Annotated in this window: 12 protein-coding genes; all 12 read left to right on the top strand. The window is 38.0% G+C overall.

Features of this window, described 5'->3' with window-relative positions; translation table 11 throughout:
* The first annotated feature begins 174 nt into the window (after positions 1 to 174).
* The 12 genes from gpr (at position 175) to mtaB (ending at position 13,623) form a co-directional block, all read left to right on the top strand.
* Positions 175 to 1,278, top strand: a complete 1,104-nt coding sequence (gene gpr, locus AC3WVA_RS03115) for a GPR endopeptidase (protein ID WP_048531252.1) — start codon at positions 175 to 177, stop codon at positions 1,276 to 1,278.
* On the top strand, positions 1,278 to 1,640 hold the full coding sequence (locus tag AC3WVA_RS03110; protein ID WP_048531249.1) for a YqxA family protein: 363 nt from the start codon (positions 1,278 to 1,280) through the stop codon (positions 1,638 to 1,640). Before gpr ends, AC3WVA_RS03110 begins: the two co-directional genes overlap by 1 nt.
* Positions 1,641 to 1,850: 210 nt before the next feature.
* Positions 1,851 to 3,674 carry an elongation factor 4 gene (gene lepA, locus AC3WVA_RS03105; RefSeq protein ID WP_001030955.1) on the top strand — a complete coding sequence of 608 codons (1,824 nt, stop codon included), beginning with the start codon at positions 1,851 to 1,853 and terminating at the stop codon, positions 3,672 to 3,674.
* Between the two features lie 151 nt (positions 3,675 to 3,825).
* On the top strand, positions 3,826 to 4,200 hold the full coding sequence (locus AC3WVA_RS03100) for a winged helix-turn-helix transcriptional regulator (protein ID WP_001293536.1): 375 nt from the start codon (positions 3,826 to 3,828) through the stop codon (positions 4,198 to 4,200).
* 51 nt (positions 4,201 to 4,251) lie between these two features.
* Entirely contained in the window at positions 4,252 to 5,391 is a 1,140-nt protein-coding gene (gene hemW, locus AC3WVA_RS03095) for a radical SAM family heme chaperone HemW (protein ID WP_071757253.1), read from the top strand.
* A gap of 133 nt (positions 5,392 to 5,524) precedes the next feature.
* The gene (gene hrcA, locus AC3WVA_RS03090; RefSeq protein WP_061658308.1) at positions 5,525 to 6,541 is read left to right on the top strand and encodes a heat-inducible transcriptional repressor HrcA; all 1,017 of its coding nucleotides are present in this window, start codon (positions 5,525 to 5,527) and stop codon (positions 6,539 to 6,541) included.
* 114 nt (positions 6,542 to 6,655) lie between these two features.
* Positions 6,656 to 7,222: a nucleotide exchange factor GrpE gene (gene grpE / locus AC3WVA_RS03085; RefSeq protein ID WP_492321777.1), complete on the top strand. Its 567-nt coding sequence runs from the start codon at positions 6,656 to 6,658 to the stop codon at positions 7,220 to 7,222.
* Positions 7,223 to 7,248: 26 nt separating this feature from the next.
* The gene (gene dnaK, locus AC3WVA_RS03080; protein WP_000034700.1) at positions 7,249 to 9,084 is read left to right on the top strand and encodes a chaperone protein DnaK; all 1,836 of its coding nucleotides are present in this window, start codon (positions 7,249 to 7,251) and stop codon (positions 9,082 to 9,084) included.
* A 203-nt stretch (positions 9,085 to 9,287) separates the two neighbouring features.
* A complete protein-coding gene (gene dnaJ / locus AC3WVA_RS03075; RefSeq protein ID WP_098344852.1) occupies positions 9,288 to 10,403 on the top strand; it encodes a molecular chaperone DnaJ in 1,116 nt (371 codons plus the stop codon).
* A gap of 28 nt (positions 10,404 to 10,431) precedes the next feature.
* A complete protein-coding gene (gene prmA / locus AC3WVA_RS03070; protein WP_088314367.1) occupies positions 10,432 to 11,370 on the top strand; it encodes a 50S ribosomal protein L11 methyltransferase in 939 nt (312 codons plus the stop codon).
* 144 nt (positions 11,371 to 11,514) lie between these two features.
* Positions 11,515 to 12,264: a 16S rRNA (uracil(1498)-N(3))-methyltransferase gene (locus AC3WVA_RS03065; RefSeq protein ID WP_048531237.1), complete on the top strand. Its 750-nt coding sequence runs from the start codon at positions 11,515 to 11,517 to the stop codon at positions 12,262 to 12,264.
* 6 nt (positions 12,265 to 12,270) lie between these two features.
* Positions 12,271 to 13,623, top strand: coding sequence for a tRNA (N(6)-L-threonylcarbamoyladenosine(37)-C(2))-methylthiotransferase MtaB (mtaB, locus tag AC3WVA_RS03060; RefSeq protein WP_098344853.1), 1,353 nt, complete (start codon positions 12,271 to 12,273; stop codon positions 13,621 to 13,623).
* Positions 13,624 to 13,785 lie beyond the last annotated feature (162 nt).

Below are 13,785 nucleotides of genomic sequence, written 5' to 3'. Positions count from 1 at the left end.
ACCTCCCTGGTGCAATCGAATGACTCGATTCATAACATAGAACAAGTGATATTCTATCAAACGGTGAAGAGAATTGCAATAGTATATCCATGAAATTTCACGTAAAGGAAAGAATGACCTTATATAACTTTGGGAAATCTAACGATATTTACTATGAATTACGGAGGAGATACGATGAAAGAACCATTAGATTTAAGTAAATATAGTGTTAGAACGGACCTTGCTGTAGAGGCACATCAAATGTTGCAAGAGCGTCAAGAAGAGCAACAAGGAATACAAGGAGTTATTGTAAAAGAGAGGGAAGAAGAAGGTATCACCATTACGAAAGTAACGATTGATGAAGTTGCCTCTGACTCGATGGGTAAAAAACCTGGAAATTATTTAACGCTTGAAGTACAAGGTATACGTCAACAAGATACAGAGCTGCAACAAAAAGTAGAGCGCATTTTTGCAAAAGAATTTTCTTATTTCTTAGAAGAGGTTGGCGTTACGAAAGAAGCGAGTTGTTTAATTGTTGGGCTTGGGAATTGGAATGTAACGCCAGATGCGCTTGGGCCGATAGTTGTAGAAAATGTATTGGTAACGAGACATTTGTTTCAATTGCAGCCTGAAAGTGTAGAAGAAGGGTTTAGGCCTGTCAGTGCAATTCGGCCAGGGGTAATGGGAATTACAGGAATCGAAACGAGTGATGTCATTTATGGAATCATTGAGAAGACGAAGCCAGACTTTGTCATTGCAATTGATGCTTTAGCTGCCCGTTCTATTGAACGAGTAAATAGTACGATACAAATTTCTGATACGGGGATTCATCCTGGATCAGGTGTTGGGAATAAACGTAAGGAACTCAGTAAAGAAACATTAGGCATACCTGTTATCGCGATTGGTGTTCCGACTGTGGTGGATGCCGTTTCGATTACAAGCGATACAATTGATTTTATTTTGAAACATTTTGGCCGGGAGATGAAAGAAGGAAACAAACCTTCAAAATCTTTGTTACCAGCTGGCTTTACATTTGGAGAAAAGAAAAAATTAACAGAAGAAGATATGCCGGATGAAAAGAGCCGAAATATGTTTTTAGGTGCTGTAGGTACACTGGAAGATGAAGAGAAGAGAAAATTAATTTATGAAGTGTTATCTCCTCTTGGACATAATTTAATGGTGACTCCGAAAGAAGTGGATGCTTTCATAGAGGATATGGCAAATGTAATAGCAAGTGGTTTAAATGCAGCGCTGCATCATCAAATTGACCAAGATAATACAGGAGCATATACACATTGATGGGAAGAGAGGGTAATGATTTAAGCCGCTTTTCGCTTTTATGTATATGTAGTGCGGCCATATGCTTACTTATGGTGATAGCGGGGGTGGCACTTGCTAATCACGGTTTGAAAAGTATGAAAGGTTATCAGCAAATGTCGTATGAACAAATCGCTCATATGACAGGAACAAAAGGTGAGGCTGCTGAATCAGAAATTTTGGAAGGCTCGTTTTCTGCTACTGAAAAACAAAAACAATTAGAAAGCTTAAGAAGTTTTAATGTTGTAGAAGGAATGGGTATGGCGATAGCAAGTGTTGCCTATGAAATAACAAAGTTTGGAACAGATATAGTTGTCGGGAAAGTAAAAGAAATTTTTAGTTAAGAGTCAAACGGGGGACGGTTGTTTTACAGATTTGTAAGACAGCCGTTTTTTAATTTGAAAAAGGTTTGTCTCTTATGGTTTGTTCGCATAAGATATAGATAGAATGATTTGTATTGTAAGCAGCACGAGTTTTCATTGAATCTTTGCTGCTCTATTGATATAATCAGTGCTAGTGTATATTGGCGAGACTATTAGGAGTTGAGAACATAGATGAACAAAGAAGAAAGAGCAAAAAGACAGTCCAAAATTCGTAACTTCTCTATCATTGCTCATATTGACCACGGAAAGTCAACGTTAGCAGACCGTATTTTAGAGAAAACAAACGCGTTAACACAACGTGAAATGAAAGCTCAGTTGCTTGACTCTATGGATTTAGAGCGTGAGCGTGGTATTACAATTAAATTAAACGCAGTACAGTTAAACTATAAAGCAAAAGACGGTGAAGAATATATTCTTCACTTAATTGATACACCAGGACACGTCGACTTTACGTACGAAGTATCTCGTAGTTTAGCGGCTTGTGAAGGTGCGATTCTTGTAGTAGATGCAGCGCAAGGTATTGAAGCACAAACGTTAGCAAACGTATACTTAGCGCTTGATAACAATTTAGAGATTTTACCAGTTATTAATAAAATCGACTTACCAAGTGCAGACCCAGAGCGTGTACGCCAAGAAGTAGAAGATGTAATTGGTTTAGATGCATCAGAAGCTGTACTTGCTTCTGCAAAAGCTGGGATTGGTATTGAAGAGATTTTAGAACAAATCGTTGAAAAAGTACCAGCACCAACAGGAGATTCAGAAGAGCCGTTACAATGTATGATCTTTGACTCTTTATATGATCCATACCGTGGTGTAATTGCATATATTCGTGTTGTTAACGGAACGGTAAAAGTTGGCGATAAAGTACGTATGATGGCAACTGGAAAAGAGTTTGAAGTAACAGAAGTAGGTGTATTCACACCGAAAACTACGCAACGTGATGAGTTAACAGTAGGTGATGTAGGCTTCTTAGCAGCATCGATTAAAAATGTTGGTGACACACGCGTTGGTGATACGATTACACACGCGAAACGTCCGGCTGCAGAGCCGTTAGCAGGTTATCGTAAATTAAACCCAATGGTATTCTGTGGTTTATATCCGATTGATTCTGCACGTTACAATGATTTACGTGATGCGTTAGAAAAATTAGAGTTAAATGATTCTGCTCTTGAGTTTGAACCAGAAACATCTCAAGCGCTAGGATTTGGTTTCCGTTGTGGTTTCTTAGGACTTCTTCACATGGAAATCATTCAAGAACGTATTGAACGTGAATTTAAAATTGATTTAATTACAACGGCGCCAAGCGTTATTTATAAAGTGTATTTAACAAATGGTGAAGATGTTATTGTTGATAACCCATCTAATATGCCAGATCCACAGTCTATCGATCGTGTAGAAGAGCCGTTTGTTAAGGCTTCAATTATGGTTCCAAATGACTATGTTGGAGCTGTAATGGAAATTTGCCAAGGTAAACGTGGGACGTTTATTGATATGCAATATTTAGATGAAACACGTGTTACATTAACATATGAAATCCCGTTATCAGAAATTGTATATGATTTCTTCGATCAATTGAAATCAAATACAAAAGGATATGCATCATTTGATTACGAGTTAATTGGCTACAAACCATCTAAACTTGTGAAAATGGATATTCTTTTAAATAACGAACAAGTCGATGCTCTATCATTTATCGTACACCGTGATTCAGCGTATGACCGTGGTAAAGTGATTGTAGAAAAATTAAAAGATTTAATTCCAAGACAGCAGTTCGAAGTGCCAATTCAAGCGACAATCGGAAACAAAGTTGTAGCGCGTTCTACAATTAAGGCGATGCGTAAAAACGTACTTGCGAAATGTTACGGCGGTGACATTTCTCGTAAACGTAAACTTCTTGATAAGCAAAAAGAAGGTAAAAAACGTATGAAGTCTGTTGGTTCTGTAGAAGTACCGCAAGAAGCGTTCATGGCTGTACTGAAAATGGATGACAACTAATAATTGATTGTTATTTCATGCGAATCGATATAAAAAGAGAAGTCGTTTATACGGCTTCTTTTTTATATCGATTACTTTTTAGACAACGTGGCTTCTCTCATTTACAATGGTGAGAGAGCTTTTTAGTTCATATAGAGTTAGGAGTTTGTTAATGTCCGAAAATATTCGAAAAGATATTCACGAGAAAATACAAAATGGAAATTTTAATTGTGAAAAGGAATTGACGCTTTCTATTATTAGTGGAAAGTGGAAAGTTGTAATACTGTGGCATCTTGGTGTGGAAGGGCCTCATCGTTTTAGTGAATTACAACGATTGTTCCCAAGCATTTCTCATAAAGTTTTGTCAAATCAATTAAAAGAGTTAATGGAAGATGGGATTGTTGACCGGACAGTATACCCAGAAATTCCTCCGCGAGTGGAGTATTATATGACGGAATTAGGCATGTCGCTTTTACCAATCGTTGAAATGATGTATGATTGGGGAAAAATGCGAATGGAACAAATTCGTAATACGTTAGAGAAGTAAAGAAGCCTCCCGAGCGCGGAGGTTTTCTTTTTAGAAAGGTAGGAGTTATTTTTGGTGCAAGCTGCATATATTCATATTCCTTTTTGTCAGCATATTTGTCACTATTGTGATTTTAATAAAGTGTTTATTGAACGCCAACCGGTCGATCAATATTTAGAGTATTTAGAGAAAGAAATAATAAATACAGTTCAAAAGGTACCGTTTGATAGTATGAAAACGATTTTTGTTGGCGGGGGTACTCCGACAGCGTTAAATATGGAACAGACAAAAAAATTACTCGATATTATAAATCGTCGTTTACGTCCATTTGCCCCGAATTGTGAATTAACATTTGAAGCGAATCCGGGTGATTTACCGAAAGAGAAGTTAAATGTATTGCTAGAAGGTGGAGTAAACCGAATTAGTTTTGGTGTGCAAACATTTCGAGATGAATTGCTTGAGAAAATTGGACGTAAGCATACGAGGGAAGATGCTTTTGTAGCAATTAGAGAAGCGCAGGAAGTAGGCTTTAAAAATATAAATGTAGATATTATTTATGCTCTGCCAGGGCAGACGATAGAAGATGTGAAAGAAACGTTAGATATTGCTTTTACGCTTGGTGTACAACATTTCTCGGCTTATTCATTAATTGTGGAACCGAAAACAGTATTTTATAACTTAATGAATAAAGGGAAATTAAGACTTCCAGGTGAAGACCATGAAGCAAAAATGTACGAAATGGTAATGGATGAAATGGAGAAACACGGCTATAGCCAGTATGAAATTAGTAATTTCTCAAAAGGTGATAATGAAAGTAGACATAATCTCACATACTGGAATAATGAAGAGTATTATGGATTTGGAGCTGGAGCGCATAGTTATGTAAATGGAGAACGTATCCAAAATGTAGGGCCACTCAAGCAATATTTCAATAAAATCGATGAAACCGGATTTCCATATTTAGATGTTCACGTGGTGACGGAGAAAGAAAAAATGGAAGAAGAGTTGTTCTTAGGGCTTCGAAAAACAAAAGGTGTATCTAAAATAGCGTTTCAAAAGAAATTTAATATGGAGATGGATCAAGTTTTCGCGAAGCAGTTACAAAATAACCAAGAACAAGGGTTGCTTGAAGAGAGCAATGGATATGTCCGTTTAACGCGAAAAGGAAAATTATTAGGGAATGAAGTATTCCAATCATTTTTGATTGACTAATTAAATGTTCCATTAACGTGAAAAAGTTTCATTATTTCGTGACGTTTCCGTTGACAATTGAATGTCAATTTTGGTAAGTTATTAATAGATTTAGCACTCGAAGACAAAGAGTGCTAACAGAGGTGATGATGAGATGCTTACGGAACGTCAGCTCTTAATTTTACAAACAATTATTGATGACTTTATTGGATCAGCGCAACCTGTTGGGTCAAGGACGTTGGCTAAGAAAGATGAAATTACGTTTAGTTCAGCTACTATTCGAAACGAAATGGCTGATTTAGAGGAGCTAGGATTTATTGAGAAAACGCACAGTTCTTCTGGACGTGTTCCTTCTGAGAAAGGATACCGATTTTATGTAGACCATCTTTTAGCACCACAAAACTTGCCGAACGATGAAATTGTACAAATTAAAGATTTATTTGCTGAAAGAATTTTTGAAGCAGAAAAGATTGCACAGCAATCGGCTCAAATTTTATCAGAGCTTACAAATTATACGGCCATTGTTCTTGGACCGAAGTTAAGCACAAATAAATTGAAAAACGTACAAATTGTTCCGCTTGATCGTCAAACTGCAGTCGCTATTATTGTAACGGATACAGGGCATGTACAAAGCAAAACGATTACCGTTCCGGAATCTGTTGATTTATCAGATTTAGAAAAAATGGTTAATATTTTAAATGAAAAGCTATCAGGCGTACCAATGTCGGAACTCCATAACAAAATCTTTAAAGAGATTGTTACAGTTTTACGTGGGTATGTTCATAATTACGATAGTGCAATAAAAATGTTAGATGGTACATTTCAAGTTCCTTTATCGGAAAAGATATACTTTGGAGGAAAAGCAAATATGCTTTCGCAACCAGAGTTCCATGATATTCACAAAGTAAGATCCTTGCTGACGATGATTGATAATGAAGCCGAGTTCTATGACATTTTGCGTCATAAACAAGTAGGTATTCAAGTGAAAATTGGTAGGGAAAACTCTGCGACAGCCATGGAAGATTGTAGTTTAATTTCTGCAACATATTCGATTGGAGAAGAACAACTTGGAACAATTGCTATTTTAGGTCCGACAAGAATGCAATACTCTCGGGTAATTAGTTTGTTACAGTTATTTACGAGACAATTTACAGATGGGCTTAAAAAGTAAATGAGAGTAATACATTCGCTCAAGCGATGAACTTTTCATTGCTGTGTGTAATATATAATGCTTAGGTAATTGTGCTATGCATAATACCTAATACCTTTTAAGGAGGTGAATATTGTGGAAGAGCGTAACGAACAAGTGGTAGAAGAAGTAAAAGAAGCGCAAGTTGAAGAAGCTGTCACGACAGAAAACAGTGAAAAAACTGTAGAAGAAAAAAGTGAGGCTGCTCTTTTACAAGAAAAAGTAGATGAGCTACAAGCGAAACTAACGGAAACGGAAGGTCGCACATTACGTCTACAAGCTGATTTTGAAAATTATAAGCGCCGTGTCCAAATGGATAAACAGGCTGCTGAAAAATATAGAGCACAAAGCCTAGTTTCAGATATTTTGCCAGCTCTTGATAATTTTGAAAGAGCGATGCAAGTGGAAGCAACTGATGAGCAAACGAAATCCTTATTACAAGGTATGGAAATGGTACATCGTCAATTGCTAGAAGCTTTGTCTAAAGAAGGTGTTGAAGTGATTGAAGCTGTTGGTAACCAGTTTGATCCTAATGAGCACCAAGCTATTATGCAAGTAGAAGACAATGAATTTGAATCAAACGCGGTAGTTGAAGAATTCCAAAAAGGTTATAAACTAAAAGACCGTGTGATTCGCCCATCAATGGTAAAAGTAAATCAATAATTTACATAAAAGTAGGAGGATTCGCCATGAGTAAAATTATCGGTATTGACTTAGGTACAACAAACTCTTGTGTAGCTGTTATGGAAGGTGGAGAACCAAAGGTTATCCCAAATCCAGAAGGAAACCGTACAACACCTTCTGTTGTAGCTTTCAAAAATGAAGAGCGTCAAGTTGGGGAAGTTGCAAAGCGTCAAGCAATTACAAACCCAAATACAATCATGTCTGTTAAACGTCATATGGGTACAGACTACAAAGTAGAAGTTGAGGGTAAAGATTATACACCTCAAGAAATTTCTGCAATCATTTTACAAAACTTAAAAGCTTCTGCTGAAGCATACTTAGGTGAAACAGTAACGAAAGCTGTTATTACAGTACCTGCATACTTCAACGATGCAGAGCGTCAAGCAACGAAAGATGCTGGTCGTATCGCTGGTTTAGAAGTTGAGCGTATTATCAACGAACCAACAGCAGCAGCACTTGCTTACGGTTTAGAAAAACAAGATGAAGAGCAAAAAATCTTAGTATATGACTTAGGTGGCGGTACATTTGACGTATCTATCCTTGAGTTAGCAGACGGAACATTCGAAGTTATTTCAACTGCTGGTGACAACCGTCTTGGTGGAGATGACTTTGACCAAGTTATTATTGACCACTTAGTAGCTGAGTTCAAAAAAGAAAATAACATTGATTTAAGCCAAGATAAAATGGCACTTCAACGTTTGAAAGATGCAGCTGAAAAAGCGAAAAAAGATCTTTCTGGCGTAACACAAACACAAATTTCATTACCATTCATTAGTGCTGGAGCTGCTGGTCCATTACACTTAGAATTAACATTAACAAGAGCGAAATTTGAAGAGCTTTCAGCTGGTCTTGTTGAAAGAACGTTAGAGCCAACTCGCCGTGCATTAAAAGACGCTGGTTTTGCTCCAAGCGAATTAGATAAAGTTATCCTTGTTGGTGGATCTACTCGTATCCCAGCTGTACAAGAAGCTATTAAACGTGAAACTGGTAAAGAACCATATAAAGGTGTAAACCCTGATGAAGTTGTAGCATTAGGTGCTGCAGTTCAAGGTGGCGTACTTACTGGTGATGTAGAAGGCGTACTATTATTAGACGTAACTCCACTTTCTTTAGGTATTGAAACTATGGGTGGCGTGTTCACGAAATTAATCGAGCGTAACACTACAATTCCAACAAGTAAGTCACAAGTATTCTCAACAGCTGCTGATAACCAACCAGCAGTAGACATTCACGTATTACAAGGTGAGCGTCCAATGTCAGCTGACAACAAAACATTAGGTCGTTTCCAATTAACAGACCTTCCACCGGCACCACGTGGTATTCCACAAATCGAAGTAACATTCGATATTGATGCGAACGGTATCGTTAACGTACGTGCAAAAGATTTAGGAACAAGCAAAGAGCAAGCTATTACGATCCAATCTTCTTCAGGTCTTTCTGATGAAGAAGTAGAACGTATGGTACAAGAAGCAGAAGCAAACGCTGACGCTGACCAAAAACGTAAGGAAGAAGTTGAACTTCGTAACGAAGCTGACCAACTTGTATTCCAAACAGATAAAGTTGTAAAAGACTTAGAAGGTAAAGTGGATGCTGCTGAAGTTGCGAAAGCAACAGAAGCGAAAGAAGCATTACAAGCTGCGATTGAGAAAAACGAGCTTGAGGAAATCCGTGCGAAAAAAGACGCTTTACAAGAAATCGTACAACAATTAACTGTTAAATTATACGAGCAAGCTCAAGCAGCTGCAGGGCAAGCAGAAGGTGCACAAGGAGCACAAGATGCTGGCGCTAAGAAAGACAATGTAGTAGACGCTGAGTTTGAAGAAGTAAAAGAAGACAAGTAATTCAACTGTAAACATAATAAGTAAGATGACAAAAAGTCAAAGTCAAGCGTGCCTTGACTTTGGCTTTTTTCACGAATGAGAAGAAAAGTGTGAGGTTCTTAATTTTTTACTTTGCATACTGTAAGTGAGGAAACTTTGTTGCAAAGCACTTTCTTTCGGTGTTAAAATTACGTTTATGTGAAAGATTCGGGGGTTGTAAATTTATGAGTAAACGAGACTATTATGAGGTCCTTGGACTTAGCAAAGGTGCTTCAAAAGATGAAATAAAAAAAGCGTATCGTCGTTTGGCTAAAAAATACCATCCAGACGTAAGTAAAGAAGAAAATGCAATTGAAAAGTTTAAAGAAGTACAAGAAGCATACGAAGTGTTAAGCGACGATCAAAAGCGCGCGCAATATGATCAGTTTGGTCATGCTGGTGCTAATCAAGGCTTCGGTGGCTTTGGCGGCGGAGGAGACTTCGGCGGTGGTTTCGGTTTTGAAGATATCTTTAGTTCATTCTTTGGCGGCGGTGGCGGCAGACGTCGTGATCCAAATGCTCCGCGCCAAGGTGCTGACTTACAATATCAAGTCACTTTAGATTTTGAAGAAGCTATTTTTGGTAAAGAATTAAATGTCGAGATTCCGGTAGAAGATCCATGTGATACTTGTAAAGGTAGCGGGGCAAAACCAGGAACTTCAAAAGAAACATGTAAACATTGCTCAGGATCAGGGCAAGTAAGTGTAGAACAAAATACACCATTTGGTCGTATCGTAAACCGTCAAGCTTGTGGTCATTGTTCAGGAACTGGTCAAATGATTAAAGAAAAATGTACGACATGCCACGGTTCTGGTAAAGTACGTAAACGTAAAAAAATCAACGTTAAAATTCCAGCAGGTATCGATAATGGTCAACAAATCCGTGTATCTGGAAAAGGTGAAGCGGGCGTAAATGGCGGACCGGCAGGAGATTTATATGTTGTTGTTCATGTAAGAAATCATGAATTCTTTGAACGTGAAGGAGATCACATTATCTGCGAAATGCCATTAACATTCGCACAAATGGCACTTGGTGCTGAAGTGGAAGTTCCTACTGTTCATGGGAAAGTGAAGCTGAAAATTCCAGCAGGCACACAAACAGGAACAGAATTCCGCTTAAAAGGGAAAGGTGCTCCGAACGTACGTGGATACGGTCAAGGAGATCAATATGTAGTCGTTCGTGTTGTTGTACCGACGAAATTAACTTCACATCAAAAAGATTTATTGCGTGAATTTGCGGGACAAGAAGAGCAGGATGATAGTTTATTTGGAAAGCTTAAACGTGCTTTCAAAGGGGAATAATGGAAATGAAAAATGGAGTTGGTAAATTGTGAAATGGTCAGAAATTAGTATTCATACAACAGAAGAAGCAGTAGAAGCTGTCTCTCATATTTTACATGAAGCTGGTGCTAGTGGAGTTGCGATTGAGGATCCAGCAGAGTTGACGAAAGAGCGCGAGCAACAATACGGTGAAATTTATGCATTGAACCCAGATGAATATCCGGCGGAAGGTGTATTAATAAAAGCATATTTCCCGCAAACGGATTCTTTACATGAAACGATTGCAGGTGTAAAATCATCTATTGATGTGCTTCCATCTTACGACATCGAAATTGGTACTGGAAATATTACCGTTAACGAAGTCAATGAAGAAGATTGGGCTACTGCTTGGAAAAAATATTACCATCCAGTACAAATTTCTGATACATTCACAATTGTGCCGACGTGGGAAGAATATACACCGTCTTCTCCGGAAGAAAAAATTATTGAATTAGATCCAGGTATGGCGTTTGGAACAGGAACGCATCCAACAACAACGATGTGTATTCGTGCTTTAGAGAAAACAGTTCAGCCAGGTGACACTGTCATTGATGTAGGAACAGGTTCTGGTGTACTTAGTATTGCAGCAGCAAAATTAGGTGCGTCTTCTGTTCAAGCGTATGATTTAGATCCGGTTGCGGTTGAAAGTGCAGAAATGAATGTACGTTTAAATAAAACAGATGATATCGTGTCTGTTGGGCAAAATAGTCTTTTAGAAGGTATTGAAGGTCCTGTTGATTTAATCGTAGCTAACTTATTAGCAGAAATTATTTTATTATTCCCTGAAGATGCAGCGAGAGTTGTGAAGACAGGTGGATTATTTATTACATCGGGCATTATTGCTGCGAAGGAAAAAGTAATTTCTGAAGCGTTAGAAAAAGCCGGATTTACAATTGAAGAAGTGTTACGAATGGAAGATTGGGTAGCAATTATTGCACGAAATGCGTAATATAGGTTTTAGTCTATAATGAAAAGGGGAGTCTCTCACTATAAGGTGAGGGACTTGCCGTTTGTTATATGAAAAATGATAACGTTTCGTTCTTTTCGTAAGTGTTGACTTACGAAAGGAACGAAACTCTACTAAGGTGATTATATGCAACGTTATTTTGTAGAAGAGAAATATGTAAATGAGACAAATATTCGCATTGTAGGTGATGACGTACATCATATCGCAAGAGTGATGCGTATGTCAGCTGGTGATCACATTTATTGCTGTGTAAATGGAAAAACAGCCGTATGTTCAATTGATGAAATTACCAGTGAATTTATTAATACAGCTATTGTAGAATGGGTAGAGGCGTCAAGTGAACTTCCTGTTTTCGTGACGATTGCAAGTGGACTGCCGAAAGGAGACAAGCTAGAGTTAATTTTCCAAAAAGGAACTGAGCTTGGGGCAGCTGCATTCTTACCATTTCAAGCATCTCGCTCTATCGTAAAATGGGATGCGAAAAAAGCTGATAAAAAAGTTGAGCGTTTAAGAAAAATTGTGAAAGAAGCTGCGGAACAATCACATAGAAGCGAAGTTCCAGAAGTACATGCTCCAGCATCGTTTAAACAATTACTTTCAATGAGTGGTGAGTATGATGTTTGTCTTGTTGCTTACGAAGAGGAAGCAAAACAAGGTGAGAAATCTAACTTTGCAAAAGCTTTAACGACTATGAAACCAGGTCAAAAGCTATTGATTGTATTTGGCCCAGAAGGCGGTTTAGCTGAGGAAGAGATTACAGCGCTTCGTGAACATAAATTTGTACCATGTAGTTTAGGACCAAGAATTTTAAGAACAGAAACGGCGCCGTTATACGCGTTAAGTGCTGCTTCGTATCATTTTGAATTGATGGGGTGATGATCAATGTCAACTGTTGCGTTCCATACGTTAGGTTGTAAAGTAAACCACTATGAAACAGAAGCCATTTGGCAATTGTTTAAACAAGGTGGATATGAAAGAACAGAATATGAAAAGAAAGCTGATGTATATGTAATTAATACGTGTACAGTAACGAATACGGGAGATAAGAAAAGTCGTCAAGTTATTAGACGTGCTGTTCGTCAAAACCCGGATGCGGTTATTTGTGTAACAGGATGTTATGCACAAACATCTCCAGCGGAAATTATGGCGATTCCAGGTGTAGATATTGTAGTTGGTACACAAGATCGTGAAAAGATGTTAGGATACATCGAAGAATTCCGTAAAGAGCGTCAGCCAATTAATGCTGTCCGCAACATTATGAAAACACGTGTATACGAAGAACTAGATGTACCTTACTTCACGGATCGTACACGTGCATCTTTAAAAATACAAGAAGGTTGTAATAATTTCTGTACATTCTGTATTATTCCTTGGGCGCGTGGTTTAATGCGTTCTCGTGATGGGAAAGAAGTTATTAAACAAGCGCAGCAATTAGTAGATGCAGGTTATAAAGAAATCGTATTAACAGGTATTCATACAGGTGGATACGGTGAAGATATTAAAGATTATAACTTAGCTGGATTACTTCGTGATATGGAAGCGGAAGTAGGCGGATTAAAACGTCTTCGTATTTCTTCTATTGAAGCGAGTCAGATTTCAGATGAAGTAATTGAAGTGTTAGATAAGTCTGAAGTAGTTGTACGTCACTTACACATTCCGCTGCAATCTGGATCTAATACTGTATTAAAGCGTATGCGTCGTAAGTATACGATGGAATTTTTCCAAGAGCGCTTAGATCGTTTGAAAGAAGCGTTACCAGGTCTTGCGATTACATCGGACGTAATCGTTGGTTTCCCAGGTGAAACAGAAGAAGAATTCATGGAAACATACAATTTCATTAAAGAGAATCGCTTCTCTGAATTACACGTATTCCCGTACTCAAAACGTACAGGAACACCTGCAGCGCGTATGGAAGATCAAGTTCCTGAAGATGTGAAGAATGATCGTGTTCATCGTTTAATTGAACTATCTAATCAATTAGCGAAAGAGTATGCGTCACAGTTTGAAAGTGAAGTACTTGAAATCATTCCAGAAGAGCAATTTAAAGAGGGCGACCGCGAAGGGTTATATGTAGGTTATACAGATAACTACTTGAAGATTGTATTTGAAGGATCAGAAGAATTAATTGGTAAACTAGTGAAAGTGAAAATTACTAAAGCCGGTTATCCATATAACGAAGCGCAATTTGTTCGTGTCCTTGAAGATGATGTGAAAAAGGAATCAGCAAGCGCATAAAGTGAAACTTTAATCTGCGGGGGGGTTCATCCCCCCGCTGATTATTAGCCTTCACCAATCGGGCTTTTACGGGCAGCCTGATCCCCACCTAACTTCTTTGTTTTCGCTGAATTTTGAGGTGGGGGTCTTACTGCCCGGCGAATAGCGGGGTAAAAAAAGCAT

This window comes from Bacillus sp. EB106-04-02-XG92 (assembly GCF_058791995.1).
The sequence above is the reverse complement of the archived record's forward strand: the minus strand, read 5'-3'. Positions and strand labels throughout refer to the sequence as shown.

What these genes read in the sequence shown, in the direction of transcription:
- AC3WVA_RS03065 (WP_048531237.1), top strand. Translation starts at nt 11,515, where the DNA reads ATGCAACGTTATTTTGTAGAAGAGAAATATGTAAATGAGACAAATATT.
- mtaB (WP_098344853.1), top strand. Translation starts at nt 12,271, where the DNA reads ATGTCAACTGTTGCGTTCCATACGTTAGGTTGTAAAGTAAACCACTAT.
- AC3WVA_RS03100 (WP_001293536.1), top strand. Translation starts at nt 3,826, where the DNA reads ATGTCCGAAAATATTCGAAAAGATATTCACGAGAAAATACAAAATGGA.
- dnaJ (WP_098344852.1), top strand. Translation starts at nt 9,288, where the DNA reads ATGAGTAAACGAGACTATTATGAGGTCCTTGGACTTAGCAAAGGTGCT.
- dnaK (WP_000034700.1), top strand. Translation starts at nt 7,249, where the DNA reads ATGAGTAAAATTATCGGTATTGACTTAGGTACAACAAACTCTTGTGTA.
- hrcA (WP_061658308.1), top strand. Translation starts at nt 5,525, where the DNA reads ATGCTTACGGAACGTCAGCTCTTAATTTTACAAACAATTATTGATGAC.
- AC3WVA_RS03110 (WP_048531249.1), top strand. Translation starts at nt 1,278, where the DNA reads ATGGGAAGAGAGGGTAATGATTTAAGCCGCTTTTCGCTTTTATGTATA.
- lepA (WP_001030955.1), top strand. Translation starts at nt 1,851, where the DNA reads ATGAACAAAGAAGAAAGAGCAAAAAGACAGTCCAAAATTCGTAACTTC.
- gpr (WP_048531252.1), top strand. Translation starts at nt 175, where the DNA reads ATGAAAGAACCATTAGATTTAAGTAAATATAGTGTTAGAACGGACCTT.